The following is a 20,248-nucleotide window of genomic DNA, read 5'->3' as shown; positions in this document are numbered from 1 at the left end:
AATCAACTTATTGCTAATAGCTGATTAGCACGTTGTGCATTTTCATCTGAGCTATGGATGACTTTCATCTGCATTTCAAAACGGCGGGCATTGGCAATCATACTCACCATGCTTTCCATTGGGTTGACGTTACTCCCTTCAAGCACACCGGGCATTAATTTCACCTCATCACTGGCTGGCAAGGCATCACCCTGTAACCCTTGCGCCTGTTCCGTCATGTGAAAGAGACCATCATCACCGCGGACTAGCTGATCGCTCTCCGGTTTCACCATTTTCAGTCTGCCAATTTGCCCCAACTGTGTTGGCGGATCACCAGGAATCAGTGCAGATAGAGAACCATCCGTCGCCAGGGTTAACTCAGCCTGCGGCGGAATATTTATCGGGCCGTTGTCCCCCATCAACAAGTTACCTTGAACAGTTAACTGACCTTCCGCTGAAATCTGAATACTGCCGTTACGCGTGTAAGCCTCAGTACCATCTTCAAGCTGAACCGCCAGATATCCCCCCTGTCCAATCGCCACATCCAACGGACGAGAGGTATAGTTCATCGGCCCCTGACGATTGTCAGAACCGGGCGTTGAAGCCACAACCAAAGTTCGGGTGTTAAAGGCGGCCCCTTCAACAGGCACCGCCCGCAAAGCAGCCAGTTGCGCCTTAAAACCCGGCGTCGATGCATTCGCCAGATTATTTGCCGTCACCGCCTGATGCTCTAGTGTCTGACGAGCGCCGCCCATTGCGGTATAAATGACATGATCCATAATGCTATCCTGAAACTATTAGCGCATACTGACCAGCGTTTGCAGGATCTGATCTTGGGTTTTAATGGTTTGCGCACTGGATTGGTAGTTGCGCTGCGCCACGATCATATTAACCAGTTCCTGGCTCATATCGACGTTGGATGCTTCCAGCGAACCACTGAGCAATTTGCCAAAACCGCCAGAATCCGCAATGCCGACAACCGGGTTGCCAGAAGCCCCCGTCTCTACCCAAACGTTGTCTCCCTGCGCTGACATCCCCTCCGGGTTAGCAAAATTAGCCAGAACGATCTGACCCAATAACTGGGATTGTTTATTGGAATAGGTGCCGACAACGCTACCATCTGACTCAATACGGTAGCCACTGAATTCACCTGCGGTATAACCGTCTGTCTTGAGTGTCGATATGCTATCAGCATCAATTTTCTGCTGCTTACTGCCATTAAAATCAATAGTGATATCAGCAGCATTAGAACCATTCAGAGAGGGAACATTAAATGTAAACTGATTATTGTCACCAATTAGTTTACCGTTGCCATCAAATTTCAACGTCCCCAACGAAGCGGCTTTAGCGCCCTCTACCGCACTATCCTGAGCATGAACCTGCCATTCATTATCGTTCGTTTTCACAAAGAAAACCTTGATATTATGTGGGTTGCCCAGGCTATCAAAGGTGGTGACACTGGCAGGATAGTTATAGGAATCCTTATTTTCTGGCGAGAAAGCATCTGTCGGTTTTTTATGCATCGAATTAAGGTTGGTTGTCATCGTAACCTTAGTTGTCGCCTTAGCCGCCAACATACCTTGAGGTATTGTAATCGGCTCTGGATTAGCCCCTTTCTGAATCTCCGGCGCGCCGCCATTGATACTGGCTGCGGGATAGCCGGTCAATTTCATGCCTTGCATGTTGATAATATTACGGTTCTCATCCATCTTGAATTGACCATTACGGGAATAGTAGATCTTACCATCACCGCCTTGCATACGGAAAAAACCGCTTTGAGTGATCGCCAAATCAAGTGGGCGATTGGTCGTCGTCGGCGTACCATCTTTAAAATTCTGATTAACACCCGATATTTTTACCCCCAGCCCCACCTGAGAACCGGCAAAAATGTCAGAAAAAGCAACCGTGCTGGATTTAAAACCATATGTCGCCGCGTTAGCGATATTATTACCAATAACATCCAAATTACCTGCCGCAGCATTCAAACCACTTACTGCTTGTGAAAAAGCCATATTATTCTCCGTTAAAATTCTTGCTGGTTAAAGAATCTGACGTATCTGATCCATTGTGACGGCCCCGATCCGCCCTAAATCTAACTTAGCGCCATCCGCGTCACGAGTAACCCCCTTCACCTCCGCGTGCCTCAGTTGCTGAAATACGCTCGGACTGCCTTGATAGCTGGCTGTAATGGTGAATTTATAAGCGGATTCCTCAGCTACAGCGCCATCTTCTTTTATGCCATCCCAAGTGAAATTATGAACACCCGCTTCCAACGCGCCGAGATCAATTTGGCGTACAACCCCGCCTTGCTTATCAGTGATGGTGACTTTTACACTATCCGCCGGTCTTGCCAGCTCAATACCATATTGTGACGTGCTGACGCTGCCATTTTCCTTTGAACCCACCAGGATGGTATCCCCAGGGATCATCACGCCTCGCCCAATCAGAGCCGATGCCTGTACAGGCTGATTATTATTTATCTGACCGACAATAGACCCCAGTGTGGTATTCAGCTTTTCGATTCCTTCTAGTGTGTTAATCTGCGCCAAATGGGAAGTCAGCTCATTGTTCTTCATCGGGTTAGTTGGGTCTTGATTTTTCATTTGCGCGATCAGCAATTTCATGAAGTTGCTATTCAGCTCTTCGCTATTCTTTTTCTTGCTGGTGGATGCTGACTCCCCAACAATCATGTTATCCAGAGATCCATTTACTGAACCGGTAATGGCCATGAGCTGCTCCTGTTATTGACCTAACGTCAATGTTTTCAACATTATCGATTTAGTTGTATTAAGCACTTCAACGTTGGCTTGATAACTACGGGAAGCGGAAATGGTGTTAATCATTTCTCCGACCACATCAACGTTTGGCATCCGCACATACCCCTTCTCATCGGCCAACGGGTGTCCCGGCTGATACTCAAGGCGAAAAGGAGTGGGATCATCAACAATTTCACTGACTCTGACGCCGCCGGTTTCCTGCCCTGCCGGTGCGGCAACACGGAAAACCACCTGTTTAGCCCGATATGGCTGACCATCAGGCCCCGCAACGCTATCGGCATTTGCCATATTGCTGGCGCTGACATTTAATCGTTGGGATTGAGCTGATAATGCCGAGCCGGCAATATCAAAAACACTGAGTAAAGACATTACCCTTATCCTTGCTGTAAGACTGACATCATGCTTTTAACCTGAGAGCTGGTCGCAGTCAGTTCAGCCTGATATTTCAAGCTGTTATCCATAAAATTGCTGCGTTCCATATCCATATCTACCGTGTTGCCATCCATCGCTGGCTGATAAGGCACCCGATACAGTAAGTCCATTTCCATTCTCTTCTGAGGCTGAATAGGAATATGCCGATCGGATGTCAGCGTCAGCCCGATCCCGTTTCCGGTGACCCGACCGTGTGCAATGGTTTTTTTCAGTTGTGTGGCGAAATCAATATCCCGCGCTTGATAACCGGGCGTATCCGCATTAGCGATATTAGCGGACAATATTTCTTGCCGCCGAGATCGCAATGACAGGGCTTCCTGCTGAAAATGAAAGGCTGCATCTAATTTATCGAGCATATTCCTCCCTCTGATGTGACTGACCTGTGTTGTGAACTTTTAATCGCGCTTTTCACGATCGCGAAATTCGCAGTAAACAGAATAAACGCAGAAGGAAAAGCCTATCGGGTGAATAGACGCTAATTGGATTGCTATTTATCCCATTGACTGATATTCGATGCAGGTACACTTACACGCGACTAAATATACGCGACTAAACAGCAGCGTATTGACCGACAGAAATAATGAGAGCGAGAAGATGCACGCTATAAACATTATCGGGCTGTTCGCATTTTTCTTTATCACTTCGATGGCATGGGGCAATAATTTACCCCAAGCTATAGAGCACTATTTCCAGCAGATACATAAGGATAATCATCACAAAGTTTCTGTTAACATCAGAACCCCTGAACAACAATGGCCCCAGTGTGAACGGCCAGAAATTCAACCCGCTATCGGTGGTCAAAACTGGGGAAATCTCTCCTTACCTGTTATCTGCCATCAACAACGCAAATTCATTCAAGTCGCTGTCAGTGTGACAGGAAATTATCTGGTTACCCGCCGAACCATCTCACGTAATGATGTTTTATCAGAGGACGATTTTCAGGTCAGAAGCGGATTACTGGAAAAATTACCCCATGATCTGGTTATTAACAAAAATGAAATAAAAAACAGCATTACAATACGTAACATCCCGGCAGGACAAGTCATTACACGTAATATGTTACGCCGTCCGTGGACGGTACGGTCAGGCCAGAGTGTGGTGGTGATCATTCAGGGGAATGGCTTTCAGATACGGAATGAAGGGAAAGCTATTAATAACGCCGCCATTTCTGATAAAGTCAGGGTTCGAATGAATTCAGGGCATGTTATAACCGGCCAGGCATTAGAAAACGGCAGTGTAAAAATCATGTTATAAGTTACTAAAGTTTTCTTTCACTGTGCCGATATAACCAGCAGAGCACGATTTGCAGGTATGCAAATGGCATGTAACCTGCTCCGATCCATAGGTGAACCTATGCCTGGCCATAAAGGATAATAATTATGAGTATCGAACGCACTCACCCCTTATTAGCTATCGCTGCCGTTCAACAGCGACCAACTAATGAAAGCGCCCAGGGCACCCGCAAAACCTCCGGCGTTACCTTACAAAGCAGCGATGCACAAGTAAAACTGAGCGAAGCACAAACAAAACTGGTTCAACCGAGCAGCCAAGATATCAATATCCAAAAGGTGCAAAAGTTGAAAGAAGCTATTGCTCAAGGAACCTTAAAAATGAACAGCGGTAAAATCGCAGATGCCTTGCTCAAAGAAGCCGCCGAAAACTTTCAGTACGACAAGAAATAATTGAACCCGCTATGGAAGCACTACAACAATTACTCGAACAGCAAGTGACCTATTTGACTTCGCTGACCCAAACTATGGCAGAAGAACAGCGTATTCTGTGCGAGGGTTTTATTGAAGCACGAGATTTGCACCAGATAACAGAACGAAAAAATTTTTTGTTATCTGCGCTTAGCCATTCAGAACAGCAACGTCTTAATTTGAGCAAAGCATTAAACATCATTGCGCCTTATGACAAGCAACCTTTGCTTGCCACATTATGGCAACAGATCGGCAAAGCGGTTACCCAGGTTCGTGATTTAAATACCCATAACGGCCTGCTATTAACCCAACATCTTGAACTAAATAGCCAAGCTATCGCTTTTCTAAAAAGCCACCATAGCCCTTCGCTTTATGGCTCAGACGGCCAAGCTGCCCGTCACTCTGCGCTTTCCGGCCATAGAGCTCAGGTTTAATTCAGCGCATTACCGCCCATTGCGGTAGTGCCGCTTTTTATTGTTGATAGTACTTGTAAGCGCCGCTTTCCTGTTTAATCCGAACTCCTTAACTGCTCACGGAATGGAATCCTCCAGCATAAATAACTCAGACGAAATGTATTGTGAAACTGTTGTTACAGTCGGGTAAGAAAAGATTAGCAAAAATCACCATTTGTAAGTCAATGTAATAATTGAACAACTATAATGTTTTGCGTGTTACAAAAATATATTGCAGAATAGGGATAAACGACAACGGGTATTGACAATATAATTTTTAACTACGCAATATACGAGTTTCAACTTCAGGAACAATATTGATGCACAAGCAGCTAAAAAAAAGAAAATCGAGCGGACAACAGATACCAAAAACACCTCAGCAACAATTCAAAGCTTACTGGAAGTCCATCGAAAAATACCAATTGAAGATCGCCAAACTACAACAGCAGCAAGATGCGTTGTTCATCCGCTTTCAACAGGAGGTTTTACCGATAGAGCATCAATATATACAATCTAAATATGATAAAACGGCACGGTTGCTTTCATTTGCCGATAAAAAATCGCTGGGGAAAAACCAACGGGGAGAATTATTTTTCTGGATAGAAGAAGAACTTGATGAATTATGTCATTACCCCTTTAACGAAAACCTTGATCTCAATAAGTTGACCGATTACTTTTCCAATCTTAACGCATTAAAAGAACACGAAACTCCGACGCCAGAACAGATGGCTGATATCCGGCAGACTTTTGGTGAATATTTTGATTTTAATGAAGAAATATCTGATGAAGAATTACTTGATATGATAAAAAATCCCGAAAAAATGCGTGCCACCATAGAACAGCGTTTTCAACGGGAATCAGAACATTTCTACGATGAATATGATGCAGAAGAGACCTCTGACTTCGACCCTGCGGCAGAAGACCAGAAAAAACTGGATTCTTTGTTTAAATCGCAGGAAGTGAGCCAAATGTATAGAAAAATAGCCAAGTTACTGCATCCGGATCGTGAACAGGATTTAGATGAGAAAAAGAAAAAAAACCAATTGATGGTACAGTTATCACAAGCCAAGAAAGATAATGATGTCTGGACGATAATAAACATGTACCACACGTACATTGATCCAACTTTCAGTTTTAACAGCCGAGATATATCCGACATTAATAAATTGCTCAAAGCACGTATAGACATATTAGCCAATGAGCTTAATCAGCTAAAAAAATCTGATTCGTTACCGGGCATAGTTTGGAGCACGCTGGGAGGTAACACATCGAAGATAATAGAAAATAACCTCCGCGAACACTGCAAAAAATTGCGACAAAATATAGAAAACGAAACCCAACAGCGCGAAAGCCTGCGCTCACTTACTGTACTAAAAAGCCACCTTGCGGAACGACGTGATGCCTTTGAACTTCAGCAGGAGATTATCGATTATTTTTTCAAACAATATTGAATCCGCTGAGTCTGACAGAAATTTCGACTGGCGTGCCACATATAGGCTCAACGCGGAACAGCAACGGGCCTTTATGGAAACCTACGGGAAACTGAAGCAGGAAACCGGAAACAATGAGTCCATTCTGTTCACTGATGGCGTCCATCCCACGCAAGGGACGAAACTCGCTTATGGCTGGATGTGCAAAGGCTATAACGCATTTTCCTGTGGCGGGAAAGATGCCTATTATAACAACTGACCGCCTCTCTGAAAAATTGCACTTGTTAGTCTAATCCGCCAATTTTATATTTTTCTTCAATCTTCTAATCTGAAATAAATTTAAAACACTTATTATTGTTAAGCTATATTGTCCCCAATAGAAAAAAACGTTCCATCGGTTTTTTATTAAATTTATATCAATAAAAAAACCATTAAACTTAAATCTAGAGTTCAAATTAACTACTATTTTGAAGATTTATAATGTAGAGTTATACGTGTAGTGTAAAAATATATAGAAAAGCATTTTTTCTTTTCTCATTTCATTTAATTTTAGTAATATAGGAGTCTTTCATGACAAATGAAAAATCTCTTTCAGAGATTAATACACATGAAGAGGACGTATCTGAAATATCTGAATTTGATACTACCGAAACCCAACCCATATATCTTCGTGAGGAAACTATAGTAGGTATCGGAGGAAGAGCTAATCTTAATAGTAATGGAAATATTTTAACAACGAAAATTACTCTACCCGTGATGAAAACTCAGTATGCGTTTTACGTATATGACGGAACACCATATATCTATGCCAGTTTCTCAGGAGAGATTGAATCAAATATTGGTTTTGAATATAACCCTACATATGATGTTTGGCAGCCAATTATGTCCGTAGAAGGGTTTGGAAGTGGATCTTTTACTGAAGGCTCAGAAGAGTTTAGTGATATAAATGGTTTTTTACCCGGCAAGGAAGTACAATTGACGGTATATAGATATTTAAATGGCGCAACCAGAGCAATATATCAGGGTTCCTCCAATATAGGCTATATCGGTAGGGCTATTTTAGAGATTCCCAAGACTAATATAAATTCGAAACAAATAAATAATTGGAAGTTATTCTCTACTGTCACTGGTAATAGAATTAAAGTTGATAGACAATATCAGGTTAAATTTAGTGATATTGTGATAGATAATACCGTTCTTAAACCTGTGATTTATGCAACAAAGCAAGCGTCGGTTTATGTAACCCACGGTAAAGCGACAATTACAATTCAAAAATCAAAAGTATGATAGTGTCATGATTAATCTTTAATTTAAGCCAGTTCCTAGTGCATTAAGGAACTGGCTATTTTGGGTTTTTACCGACATTGTGAAGAAAATATACTTACAACGCCCTATTCCTCCCAATTACACTGCCGCAGGATTTCTCTGATTATACCCCTGTCATGTTTGATTAATTTATCTTAGATATTATCATGCACTTATTTTCCATATTTGAAGGTGAAAAGCGAAATAATTACTAGATCCCCATATTCTGTTGTGTGCCACCGATAGAAAATAATATCCAGTTTAGTGATTATAGTTATCATTTAACATTTTCAAAAACATAAACTGCACCGGTTTCGGACTCAGAACCAAGCTTGATTGGACCTGCGCCAACAACCAAACTCGTCCCCGCCTTATTCAGGCCGACAGCCCCACCAAAACCACTTAAATTGTCGGAAGGGTCCAAAATCTCCATAGGTGTTTCCATATTCCACTTATTATTTAGGCAGGTATATACATACACCCTGGAATACGCCCCCACTACCAAGCGATCTCCTGCATCATTCAGTTCGAGAGCACGGCCAAAATACGTTACGTCACTTGCAGGAGCCGAAAACTTAATAGGATTTTCTTTATCCCAGATCCCATTCGTGCGCTTATACAAATAAACCTCCCCATCTGTGGAGTTATAAAACTCTATCCCCACCGCTAAGCGATCTCCTTCTGCATTCAGGCTAAAAGCCCTACCCACTGATAGGTTATTTTCAGGGACCTTGAACTTAATGGGGTTTTCTCCATCCCAGATCCCATTTGTGCGTGTATACACATAAATCATGGGAGCGTAATCACGCACTGCCAGACAGTTTCCCGCAGCACTTAGGTGGGCAATCCAGCCAAACTCATAAGAATCCGAAGGGATCGGAAGCTGAATGGGGTTTTTTGTATCCCAGACGCCCTTCCTGCGCGTATACACACAAACCCGCCCTCGGTTATCAGCGAGATACGGCGACATGTTTCCCAACGCTAGGGTATCTCCCGCCGCATCCAGACAGACATCCCATGAAGATCTTTGATATTCATCTTCAAAAGCTTCAAACACAATCGGCTTACTTATATTCCACTCACCACTCTTCCGGCGCGTATACACACAGACTTGATTATTCGTCCCAACCGCTAAACAGTCTCCTGCCGCGTTCAGGCTAACAGAAATGCCAAAACGCTCATTCTCTTTCGGGAAAGGAGAAACAATTCGCGTCATCATGGTGCGTCTCTAAACCCAACAACTGTGCGATCTCTATCCACTCCCGCCTCGATAAACTGAAAAAATCTGTAAAACAAAGCAGTACAGGGAGCGTCATAAAATACTAAAATCGACACTTTTCATATGATGGTCTGACATCAACTTGGTATACAACCAAACAACAGGTCAGTACCAGAGCAAAAATTTCATTTGCAATTATTGCAAGCCCGGACTGATGGAATGCGAGTCGTTACAACTTGTGTATTTGGCATACCTTAATTTATTCTCAACTAAATAGAATAGTATTACGCATCAACTATAACATGATAATAGTTTTATTAACTATAATATTACATCTTTAATTATTTAAAATGTTATTAAAAGATATTTAAAATAATATACAAGAAAGTAGCTATTGATTTTAATTCAATAATCGCGTTCTTTAACAAAAATACACTTTAAATTTATCAAAAGGTTTTTTATGTCTAATTTTAATTTCGGCCCTGTTATTCCCCTTGGCAGTGTTTTTCCTCCGGGAAGTACGATCAATCATGGAAATGGCTGGACAACAACGACAACCCCCGTTTTTCCTGGGGTTCCGGGTGGCGGGCATAGCATTACTCATTATACAGGTATCTATAATAAACCAACACAGCCTCCAACCTATAATTGGACACCACCCATTAATAGACCCTGGGGACAACCTGGAACTCCTTATAAAGACGTAGACCATTACTTTAGAGAAAACGATCTTGAAGTTATTGATAAAAAATTAACCAATGTAACAAAAGAATTAGAAGATTCTGAGAAAAACGTTTCTTATGATTTTGACGACTCTCTTCTAAAAGCGGAAATGTTGTTGGTCATATTAAATAAATTAGCTCCTAAGAACTCCTCCGAAGCACTAAAGAAAAATGTTGCTGATTTCAAGTTATTGATTGAGCAAAAGAATAATTTAAAAAAATATATTAAAAATCAAGAGTCTTTTAGACAAGAAAAAATAAAAGATCTGGCTATTAAAAAGATATCTTTTAATGGTCATAATATGGGAAACTTTCTAAAATATGCAAACTCTAATAAGAAACATATTTTTACAATTGCATTCATTGAAAGTGCAAAAGCCGTGCTTGGATATCAGGGAGATTGGATCGGGGTTTGGAATGAATACGTTGTAGCACCAGCGATGGATTTATATAATGCAAAACATGAACTCATTAATGTATTAAACAAAATAACACCGGCAAAAGAAGAGATCAAAACAAATACTAAAAAATTATTGACTACAGATAATAGCATGAGTGGGTTGGGAATGTTTTTTCATTTTACAGGAAAATCAGGTCGAGAACTCACGCTCTCTGAAATCGGTGTGCATGATAGAATTCGTATATTAATGCAGAAGCCAAATGCATTTGGAAGAACAGAAGGGAGTATTCAATCTCGTTTTATTTCACAAATCCAGAATGGTGAACGAATTGATTTTAAAAATGGTTATGATTTTGCTAAGGAATCAAAAATACCAGGTATCGACCCTCTGTGGGCTATTGGAGGTGCAACGATTAGTGGAAATTTGATAAATATTAAGGCAGAAAACGCAGGTGATAAATATAATATATCCGGTGTAATAAATTATAAACTATATGATAATTTTACTGATCCATATGATACATTTAACTGGAAGACGGAAGATATCAATTGGGGTGGAGAGCCATTTGAAATTACTGGAGAATGGCAGGAAAATGTAAATTTTCAGATCGAAAAAAATATTTATGAAAATAAAATCAAACCATTAATTAAACAGAATAAATAATAATATTCTTATGTTCGCGCATTAAGTGCGCGACCTTATGCCAAATACCCAATTAAAAAAGGTACTGATAGATAACCTGAGGAAAAACGTGACTGAATATTGCAATAATAGTCATTAATAATGATATCAATATAGTTTTTTTGAAATCTCTTCCTAGTATAAAAAAATAATTAACCAACATAGATAGCATAAAAAAAATAACAAATATCGACAAAAAAAGAGCAACCAGCATTTTATATATACTCAGTTTAAAAATTTTCTGTAATATTATCATAAATGAGATTTATTATCAGTGCTGAGAACATGGTCAATTGTAAATATTCAATAAATGTGAGATTTATCGCAAAAAAGTGGGATTTGAGTTGAAAGCCTGCCTCTTAAAGATTTATTTGCTGTTATGAATGATCCGATTTCTGACTCATTAGCCAGTTCTTCGCAAAAAACGCGATAACAACGGGAATGGTGCATGCGTGATCAGGCACATCCAACTTAGAACTTAGTATTAGCAATTATGGGCATCATTTGACATTTTCAAAAACATAAACTGCACTGGCTCTGGACGCAGAACCAATCTTCCTTGAAATTACACCAATAGCCAAACTCGTCCCCGCCTTATTTAGGCCGACAGCCCCTCCAAAACTATTTAAATTGTCTGAATTGCCTGAAGGATCCAAAATCTCGATAGGTGTTTCTATATTCCACTGATCATTCAGGCAGGTATACACATACCCCCTGGAAGCCGCTCCCACTGCCAGGCGATCTCCCGCATCATTCAGCTCGATAGCGCGGCCAAAATACGTTACATCACTTGCAGGAGCCGAAAACTTAACGGGATTTTCTTTATCCCAGATCCCATTCCTGCGTTTATACAGATAAACCTCCTCATCGGTGGTTTTATAAAACTGCGTACCCACCACCAGACGATCTCCCTCTGCATTCAGGCTAAAAACTCTGCTGAAACTAGATGATTGACCTTTAGGGTGAGTGAACTTAATGGGATTTTCTCCATCCCAGATCCCATTTGTGCGTGTATACACAAAAATCGTGCTTATTGTGGGACCAGAAGAAGAATCGAAGCAATGCACCGCCAGACAGTTTCCCGCTGCACTCAGGTGGGCCATTCCGCCAAACTCATAAAAATCCGTAGGGATCGGAAGCTGAATGGGGTTTTCTGTATCCCAGATCCCATTCCTGCGCATAAATATACAGAACGGAGAGTAGAATTGGCCCCCTGCCACCAGACAGTCTCCTGCGGCGCTCAAGCTGACATTCATACCAAAGTATTGAGCAACCCGCGGAAACACAATGGGATGTTTTGTATCCCAGACGCCATTCGTGCGCGTATATACACGAACCACAGAGAGCGAACTGTTTCCCAACGCCAAGCAATCTCCCACCGCATCCAAACTGACATCCCATGAAGATCTATGAGATTCATCTTCAAAAGCCTCAAACACAATCGGCTTACTTATATTCCACTCACCGCTCTTCCGGCGCGTATACACACAGACTTTATCGTTCATCCCAACCGCTAAGCAGTCTCCCGCTGAGTTCAGGCTAACAGAAGTGCCAAAGTATCCATCCTCTTTGGAGGAAGGAGAAACAATTCGCGTTATCATAGTACGTTTCAAACCCAACACCTGCGTGATCTCCATCCGTGCGCCCCGCGATAAACTGAAAAAATCCGCAAACTGAATCTGCCGAGCGGCATCCAATTTCAGATATCCTCCCCCATCAAACGAGAGTCCCCCTTCTGGTTTCAGTGATAGCGCCAAAGCGTCTTGATTAGAATTTAACCCGCTAGAATGCTGGGTGTTGAGGGTCAGTTTTCCTTTGCCATCTCGTTTCAGTCCTGTGGTTGGGCCATCACCCTGAGCGCCATCAATGATTTCATATGCTTTATATGCTTCATCAATCAAATGGGAAAAGGCTTCCGGCATAAGCCGAACGCCAGACTTAAAACTCGCTTTCAATGAGTCAACGGTATTAATTTCTTTATCAGTCATCATATTTCCTCAAAAGCCACATTAGACAGTCACCTGTCTTCTATACGGTCATCATTTGATATTCTCAAAAACATAAACTGCACCGGCTTTGGGCTTAGAATCGACACTCTCTATCGTTGCACCAACAGCCAAACTCGTCCCCGCCTTATTCAGGCTAACAGGTCCACCAAAACCATTTAAATTGTTTGAAGGGTTCAAAATCTCCATAGGTGTTTCCATATTCCACTTATTATTCAAACAGGTATACAGATATACCCTGTAAGACGCTCCTACTGCCAGACGATCTCCCGCATCATTCAGTTCGAGAGAGCTACCAAAATATACGCCACTTGCAGGGGCCGAAAACTTAATGGGATTTTCTCTATTCCAGATCCCATTTGTGCGCGTATACAGATAAACCTCCCCATCCGTGGATTTATAAAACTCTGTACCCACCACCAGACGATCTCCCTCTGCATTCAGACTAAAAGTCTGGCTAAAACTAGATGATCCACCTTCTGGGTGACTGAACTTAATGGGGTTTTCTCCATCCCAGATCCCATTTGTGCGTGTATACACAAAAATCGTGCTTATTGTGGGACCAGAAGAAGAATCGTGACAATGCACCGCCAGACAGTTTCCCGCGGCACTCAGGTGTGCAATCCAGCCAAACTCATAAAAATTCGGAGGGAGCGGAAGCCTACTGGGGTTTTCTGTATCCCAGATCCCATTCCGACGCATAAATATACGGAACGGAGAGTAGTGTCTGGCCCCACCCACCAGACAGTCTCCTGCGGCGCTCAAGCTGACATTCACACCAAAGTATTCACTTCCAGTCGGAAACACAACGGGATGTTTTGTATCCCAGACGCCATTCGTGCGCGTATACACGCAAACCTTCCCGCGGTTATAAGTGGGATACGGCAACATGTTTCCCAACGCCAGGGTATCGCCAGCCTCATCCAGACAGACATCCCATGAAGATCTATGATATTCATCTTCATAAGCTTCAAGCACAATCGGCTTGCTTATATTCCACTCACCACTCTTCCGGCGCGTATATACATAGACTTTATTAATCATCCCAACCGCTAAGCAGTCTCCCGCCGCGTTCAGGCTAACAGAGTGACCAAAGTTCTCATTCTCTTTAGGGAAGGGAGAAACAATTCGCGTTATCATAGTACGTTTCAAACCCAACACCTGCGTGATCTCCATCCGCTCTCGCCGCGATAAACTGAAAAAATCCGCAAATTGAACCTGCCGATCGGCATCCAATTTCAGGTATCCTCCCCCATCAAAAGAGAGTCCACCTTCTGGTTTCAGTGATAGAGCCAAAGCGCCTTGATTAGAGTGTAACCCGCCAGAATGATGAGTGTTGAGTGTCAGTTTTCCTTTGCCATCTCGTTTCAACCCTGTGGTTGGGCCATCACCCTGAGCGCTATCAATGATTTCATATGCCTTATATGCCTCATCAATCACATGAGAAAAGGCTTCAGGCATAAGCCGAACACCAGACTTAAAACCCGCTTTCAATGAGTCAACAGAACTAATTTCTTTATCAGTCATCATATTTCCTCAAAAGCCACATTAGACAGTCACCGTCACCTGTCTTCTGTTTTCTGTCTTCTGTATGGGCATCAATTGATATTTTCAAAGATATAAACCGCACCGGCTTTGGATTTAGAATCAACACTTTCTGACGTTGCCCCAACAACCAAACTCGTTCCCGCCTTATTCAGGCCAACAGGTCCACCAAAACCATTTAAATTGTCTGAATTGCCTGAAGGGTTCAAAATCTCCATAGGTGTTTCCATATTCCACTTATTATTCAGACAGGTATACACATACACCCGGGAAACCGCTCCCACTGCCAGACGATCTCCCGCGTCATTCAGTTCGAGAGAACCGCCAAAATATACGCTATTTGCCGGGGCCGAAAACTTAATGGGATTTTCTGTATCCCAGAGCCCATTTGTGCGCTTATACAAATAAACCTCCCCATCTGTGGATTTATAAAACTCTATCCCCACCGCTAAGCGATCTCCTTCTGCATTCAGGCTAAAAGCCCTACCCACGAATAGGTTATTTTCAGGGACCTTGAACTTAATGGGGTTTTCTCCATCCCAGATCCCATTTGTGCGTGTATACACATAAATCATGGGAGCGTAATCACGCACCGCCAGACAGTTTCCCGCAGCACTTAGGTGGGCAATCCAGCCAAACTCATAAGAATCCGAAGGGATCGGAATCGGAATGGGTTTTTTTGTATCCCAGATCCCATTCCGGCGCATAAATATACGGAACGGAGGGTAGGGTTTGCCCCCACCCACCAGACAGTCTCCCGCAGCGCTCAAGCTGACATTCACACCAAAGTATTCAGGTCCTATCGGAAACACAACGGGATGTTTTGTATCCCAAAAGCCCTTCGTACGCGTATACACACAAACCCGCCCTTGGTTATAAGTGGGATACGGCGACATGTTTCCCAACGCCAGGGTATCGCCAGCCGCATCCAGACTGACATCCCATGAAGATTTATAATATTCATCTTCATAAGCCTCAAACACAATAGGTTTGCTTATATTCCACTCACCACTCTTCCGGCGCGTATACACACAGACTTGATTATTCATCCCAACTGCTAAACAGTCTCCCGCTGCGTTCAGGCTAACAGAAGCGCCAAAACGCTCATCTTCTTTAGGGAAGGTAGAAACAATGCGCGTTATCATGGTGCGTTTCAAACCCAACAACTGCGTGATCTCCATCCGTGCTCCCCGCGATAAACTGAAAAAATCCGTAAACTGAATCTGCCGAGCGGCATCCAATTTCAGATATCCTCCCCCAGCAAAAGAGAGTCCCCCCTCTGGTTTCAGTGATAAGGCCAAAGCGCCTTGATTAAAATTCAACCCGCCAGAATGCTGGGTGTTTAGGGTCAGTTTTCCTTTGCCATCTCGTTTCAGTCCTGTGGTTAGGTTATCACCCTGAGCGCCATCAATAATTTCATATGCCTTATATGCCTCATCAATCAAATGGGAAAAGGCTTCAGGCATGAGCCGTACACCAGACTTAAAACTCGCTTTCAATGAGTCAACGGTATTAATTTCTTTATCAGTCATCATATGTCCTCAAAAGCCGTATTAGGCCGTCACTGCCATCGGTTTCTGTTAATGTTTTATCCACTTCGTTAAAGTCGATGGAATTAAGTGACGGCACTGACTACGAAATACACCACAATTAATGCCTTCACACCTTTTAGCTCGATATCCTGAGGTTTGGCGCTACTTAACTTCACTGACTACCTCAGGTATGTTGCTATCTTCTAAAAACACATCCCAGATAACACTGATTTGATATTTAAGTTGAATATGTCATTAACTTTTCGTATAGCACAATCTGATATTATTAAGCATTATAGAAATGTAAGTTTTTGCCAGTTATTTAATAAAAAATTAATTGTTCCTATAAAATTTCACATGAAAATATATCGCTTAAATAACAATTCAAGAACTATAATTACCGCAACAACCATAAAGTTAATTAGATTAAAATCAATCCATTAAAAAATACACCAAAAAAAACAACAAAATAATCAATAACATAATAAAGCATATTTATTTAAAGATAATCTTTTTATTATCATTCAATAAATGTATTTCATTTTAATTTTCAAAGAAAACTTAGCACATATTCAAACAATATCAAAATCATAATTACCCATGTTAAATAATTCTCAATCGCAAATAAAACCAATATAAAGACAAGAATAATGGTTAATAAATAAATTTAAAACTCCTCATAAACACAATTACCACTAAATTAAAACAATATAAAATCACCCGAAATGATAACACCACATCCTTTTAAAACATGTCCCTGTTATGTTTAATTAATTTTTATTAGATGTTATCATGTGTTTATTTTCCATGTTTGAGGTAAAAAAACAAAATAATTGTTAGATTGTTCTGTTCCATCAATAACTCTACAAAAAACTAAATAAGAGAACAATTGAATTAATTAATCATGATGCTAACACATTCTTTTAACGAAAAACGCCGTAAACCTTCATCTAATGCGGACGGGAATATAAGGCGGAAAGTCCAAGGACTTTAAAAAGCAATCCGACATCTCCGAATTAATATCCAGTTTAGTGATTATAGTTATCATTTGACATTCTCAAAAACATAAACTGCACCGGCTTTGGATTTAGAATCAACATCTTCTGACGTTGCCCCAACAACCAAACTCGTCCCCGTCTTATTTAGGCCGACAGCCCCACCAAAACCACTTAAATTGTCTGAAGGATTCAAAATCTCCATAGGTGTTTCCATATTCCACTTATCATTTAGGCAGGTATACACATATACCCTAGAATACGCCCCCACTACCAAGCGATCTCCTGCATCATTCAGTTCGAGAGCGCGGCCAAAATACGTTACGTCACTTGCAGGAGCCGAAAACTTGATGGGATTTTCTTTATCCCAGATCCCATTCGTGCGCTTATACAAATAAACCTCCCCATCAGTGGAGTTATAAAACTCTATCCCCACCGCTAAGCGATCTCCTTCTGCATTCAGGCCAAAAGCCCTACCCATTGATAGGTTATTTTCAGGGACCTTGAACTTAATGGGGTTTTCTCCATCCCAGATCCCATTTGTGCGTGTATACACATAAATCATGGGAGCGTAATCACGCACCGCCAGACAGTTTCCCGCAGCATTTAGGTGGGCAATCCAGCCAAACTCATAAGAATCCGAAGGGATCGGAATCTGAATGGGGTTTTCTGTATCCCAGATCCCATTCCGGCGCATAAATATACGGAACGGAAGGTAGTGTTTGCCCCCACCCACCAGACAGTCTCCCGTGGCGCTCAAGCTGACATTCACACCAAAGTATTCAATTCCAATCGGAAACACTACGGGATTTTTTGTATCCCAGACGCCCTTCCTGCGCGTATACACACAAACCCGCCCTCGGTTATCAGCGAGATACGGCGACATGTTTCCCAACGCCAGGGTATCTCCCGTCGCATCCAGAGAGACATCCCATGAAGATCTATGATAGTCATCTTCAAAAGCCTCAAACACAATCGGCTTACTTATATTCCACTCACCACTCTTCCGGCGCATATACACATAGACTTGATTATTCGTCCCAACCGCTAAACAGTCTCCTGCTGCGTTCAGGCTAACAGAAGTGCCAAAGCGCTCATTCTCTTTGGGGAAGGGAGAAACAATTCGCGTTATCATGGTGCGCTTCAAACCCAACACCTGCGTGATCTCCATCCGCCCTCGCCGCGATAAACTGAAAAAATCCGCAAATTGAACCTGCCGATCGGCATCCAATTTCAGATATCCTCCCCCAGCAAAAGAGAGTCCCCCTTCTGGTTTCAGTGATAAGGCCAAAGCTCCCTGTTCAGGGTTTAACCCGCCAGAATGCTGAGTGTTGAGGGTCAGTTTTCCTTTGTCATCTCGTTTCAGCCCCGCGGTTGGGCCATCATCCTGAACGCCATCAATGGTTTCATATGCCTTATATGCTTCATCAATCAAATGGGAAAAGGCTTCCGGCATGAGCCGCATACCAGACTTAAAACTCGCTTTCAATGAGTCAACAGAACTAATTTCTTTATCAGTCATCATATTTCCTCAAAAGCCGTATTAGACAGTCACCGTCATCTGTCTTCTGTATGGGCATCATTTGACATTTTCAAAGATGTAGACTGCACCGGCTTCGGACTCAGAACCAAGCTTGACTGGACCTGCGCCAACAACCAAACTCGTCCCCGCCTTATTCAGGCCGACAGCCCCACCAAAACCACTTAAATTGTCTGAAGGATTCAAAATCTCCATAGGTGTTTCCATATTCCACTTATCATTTAGGCAGGTATACACATATACCCTGGAATACGCCCCCACTACCAAGCGATCTCCTGCATCATTCAGTTCGAGAGCGCGGCCAAAATACGTTACGTCACTTGCAGGAGCCGAAAACTTAATGGGATTTTCTCTATCCCAGATCCCATTCGTGCACGTATACAGATAAACCGTCCCATCAGAGAGTCCATAAAATTTCGTACCCACCGCCAAACGATCTCCCTCTGAATTCAGGCTAAAAACCCTGCTAAAATTAGATGATTCATGATCAGGGCGACGGAACTTAATGGGGTTTTCTGTATCCCAAATCCCATTTGTGCGTGTATACACATAAATCGCGGAAATGTAATCATCACACACCGCCAGACGGTTTCCCGCAGCACTCAGGTGGGCAATCGCGCCAAACTCATAAGCATCCGAAGGGGCCGGAAACAGAATGGTTTTTTTTGTATCCCAGATCCCATTCGTGCGTATAAACATACGGAACGGAGAGGAGTATTGGCCCCCAGCCACCAGACAGTCTCCTGCGGCGTTCAAGCTGACATTCTCACCAAATTTTACAGCAACCCGCGAAAACACAATGGGATGCTTTGTATCCCAAACGCCTTTCGTGCGTGTATATACATGAACCACTTCTTGCCATATCTCTCCCAACGCCAGACAATCTCCCGCCGCATCCAGACCAACACGCCATGAAGATAGAACATATCCAGGTTCAGTATCCTCAAACACAATCGGCTTGCTTATATTCCACTCACCACTCTTCCGGCGCGTATACACATAGACTTTACGATTCGACCCAACCGCTAAGCAGTCTCCCGCCGCGTTCAGGCTAACAGAGCTACCAAAGTACTCATCCTCTATGGGGGAAGGAGAAACAATGCGCGTTATCAGAGTACGTTTCAAACCCAACAACTGCGTGATCTCCATCCGTGCTCCCCGCGATAAACTGAAAAAATCCGCAAACTGAATCTGCCGAGCGGCATCCAATTTCAGATATCCTCCCCCAGCAAAAGAGAGTCCCCCCTCTGGTTTCAGTGATAAGGCCAAAGCGCCTTGATTAGAATTCAACCCGCCAGAATGCTGGGTGTTGAGGGTCAGTTTTCCTTTGCCATCTCGTTTCAGTCCTGTGGTTAGGTTATCACCCTGAGCGCCATCAATAATTTCATATGCCTTATATGCCTCATCAATCAAATGGGAAAAGGCTTCAGGCATAAGCCGCACACCAGATTTAAAATTCGCTTTCATTGAGTCAACGATATTGATTTCTTTATCAGTCATCATATTTTCCTCAAAAGCCGTATTAGACAGTC

16 protein-coding genes and 2 pseudogenes are annotated in these 20,248 nt (G+C 42.6%); 7 read left to right on the top strand and 11 right to left on the bottom strand.

Annotated features, from left to right (window positions below; all coding sequences use genetic code 11):
• Nucleotides 1–2 precede the first annotated feature (2 nt).
• From B0X70_RS09720 to flgB, 5 genes are read right to left on the bottom strand one after another with little or no spacing between them, the layout of a single operon-like run.
• On the bottom strand, nucleotides 3–758 hold the full coding sequence (locus B0X70_RS09720; protein WP_036807430.1) for a flagellar basal-body rod protein FlgF: 756 nt from the start codon (nucleotides 756–758) through the stop codon (nucleotides 3–5).
• Between the two features lie 18 nt (nucleotides 759–776).
• Nucleotides 777–1,991 (bottom strand): flagellar hook protein FlgE, encoded by a 1,215-nt coding sequence (flgE, locus tag B0X70_RS09715; protein WP_105395760.1) that lies wholly within the window; start codon nucleotides 1,989–1,991, stop codon nucleotides 777–779.
• A gap of 27 nt (nucleotides 1,992–2,018) precedes the next feature.
• Nucleotides 2,019–2,708 carry a flagellar hook assembly protein FlgD gene (gene flgD / locus B0X70_RS09710; protein WP_217471396.1) on the bottom strand — a complete coding sequence of 230 codons (690 nt, stop codon included), beginning with the start codon at nucleotides 2,706–2,708 and terminating at the stop codon, nucleotides 2,019–2,021.
• Nucleotides 2,709–2,720: 12 nt separating this feature from the next.
• Nucleotides 2,721–3,125, bottom strand: coding sequence for a flagellar basal body rod protein FlgC (flgC, locus tag B0X70_RS09705; protein WP_036771447.1), 405 nt, complete (start codon nucleotides 3,123–3,125; stop codon nucleotides 2,721–2,723).
• Nucleotides 3,126–3,130: 5 nt separating this feature from the next.
• A complete protein-coding gene (flgB, locus tag B0X70_RS09700) occupies nucleotides 3,131–3,544 on the bottom strand; it encodes a flagellar basal body rod protein FlgB (RefSeq protein ID WP_036775736.1) in 414 nt (137 codons plus the stop codon).
• Nucleotides 3,545–3,782: 238 nt separating this feature from the next.
• Here flgB and flgA point away from each other — a divergent pair, with 238 nt between their 5' ends.
• The 6 genes and pseudogenes from flgA to B0X70_RS09670 all read left to right on the top strand — a co-directional run bounded on the left by flgA (nucleotide 3,783) and on the right by B0X70_RS09670 (nucleotide 8,057).
• Nucleotides 3,783–4,442, top strand: a complete 660-nt coding sequence (gene flgA, locus B0X70_RS09695) for a flagellar basal body P-ring formation chaperone FlgA (RefSeq protein ID WP_214038951.1) — start codon at nucleotides 3,783–3,785, stop codon at nucleotides 4,440–4,442.
• 125 nt (nucleotides 4,443–4,567) lie between these two features.
• Nucleotides 4,568–4,870 (top strand): flagellar biosynthesis anti-sigma factor FlgM, encoded by a 303-nt coding sequence (flgM, locus tag B0X70_RS09690; RefSeq protein ID WP_036807414.1) that lies wholly within the window; start codon nucleotides 4,568–4,570, stop codon nucleotides 4,868–4,870.
• Nucleotides 4,871–4,881: 11 nt separating this feature from the next.
• Nucleotides 4,882–5,322, top strand: coding sequence for a flagellar protein FlgN (locus B0X70_RS09685; protein WP_036807411.1), 441 nt, complete (start codon nucleotides 4,882–4,884; stop codon nucleotides 5,320–5,322).
• Nucleotides 5,323–5,660: 338 nt separating this feature from the next.
• Nucleotides 5,661–6,791, top strand: coding sequence for a hypothetical protein (locus tag B0X70_RS09680; protein ID WP_217471395.1), 1,131 nt, complete (start codon nucleotides 5,661–5,663; stop codon nucleotides 6,789–6,791).
• A gap of 52 nt (nucleotides 6,792–6,843) precedes the next feature.
• Nucleotides 6,844–6,981: pseudogene (locus tag B0X70_RS09675) on the top strand (IS630 family transposase); the annotation flags it as partial.
• Nucleotides 6,982–7,340: 359 nt separating this feature from the next.
• On the top strand, nucleotides 7,341–8,057 hold the full coding sequence (locus B0X70_RS09670) for a YrpD family protein (RefSeq protein WP_052739623.1): 717 nt from the start codon (nucleotides 7,341–7,343) through the stop codon (nucleotides 8,055–8,057).
• Nucleotides 8,058–8,352: 295 nt separating this feature from the next.
• Here B0X70_RS09670 and B0X70_RS09665 read toward each other — a convergent pair.
• Nucleotides 8,353–9,367 (bottom strand): annotated as a pseudogene (locus B0X70_RS09665) (hypothetical protein); the annotation flags it as partial.
• Between the two features lie 387 nt (nucleotides 9,368–9,754).
• On the opposite strand from B0X70_RS09665, the gene B0X70_RS09660 reads away from it, so the two are divergent.
• Nucleotides 9,755–11,080, top strand: a complete 1,326-nt coding sequence (locus tag B0X70_RS09660; protein ID WP_052739674.1) for a hypothetical protein — start codon at nucleotides 9,755–9,757, stop codon at nucleotides 11,078–11,080.
• Between the two features lie 518 nt (nucleotides 11,081–11,598).
• On the opposite strand, the gene B0X70_RS09655 is transcribed toward B0X70_RS09660, so the two are convergent.
• The 5 genes from B0X70_RS09655 to B0X70_RS09635 form a co-directional block, all read right to left on the bottom strand.
• Entirely contained in the window at nucleotides 11,599–13,089 is a 1,491-nt protein-coding gene (locus B0X70_RS09655) for a hypothetical protein (RefSeq protein WP_217471394.1), read from the bottom strand.
• A 48-nt stretch (nucleotides 13,090–13,137) separates the two neighbouring features.
• Nucleotides 13,138–14,634, bottom strand: coding sequence for a hypothetical protein (locus B0X70_RS09650; RefSeq protein ID WP_217471393.1), 1,497 nt, complete (start codon nucleotides 14,632–14,634; stop codon nucleotides 13,138–13,140).
• Between the two features lie 68 nt (nucleotides 14,635–14,702).
• A complete protein-coding gene (locus B0X70_RS09645) occupies nucleotides 14,703–16,184 on the bottom strand; it encodes a hypothetical protein (protein WP_217471392.1) in 1,482 nt (493 codons plus the stop codon).
• Between the two features lie 1,041 nt (nucleotides 16,185–17,225).
• A complete protein-coding gene (locus B0X70_RS09640) occupies nucleotides 17,226–18,701 on the bottom strand; it encodes a hypothetical protein (RefSeq protein WP_217471391.1) in 1,476 nt (491 codons plus the stop codon).
• A gap of 54 nt (nucleotides 18,702–18,755) precedes the next feature.
• Nucleotides 18,756–20,219 (bottom strand): hypothetical protein, encoded by a 1,464-nt coding sequence (locus B0X70_RS09635; protein ID WP_110087455.1) that lies wholly within the window; start codon nucleotides 20,217–20,219, stop codon nucleotides 18,756–18,758.
• Nucleotides 20,220–20,248: the final 29 nt, after the last annotated feature.

It is taken from the genome of Photorhabdus akhurstii (assembly GCF_019090985.1).
Taxonomy (GTDB): domain Bacteria; phylum Pseudomonadota; class Gammaproteobacteria; order Enterobacterales; family Enterobacteriaceae; genus Photorhabdus; species Photorhabdus akhurstii.
Note: the sequence above shows the minus strand (reverse complement) of the source record. Positions and strands in the feature narration are given on the sequence as shown.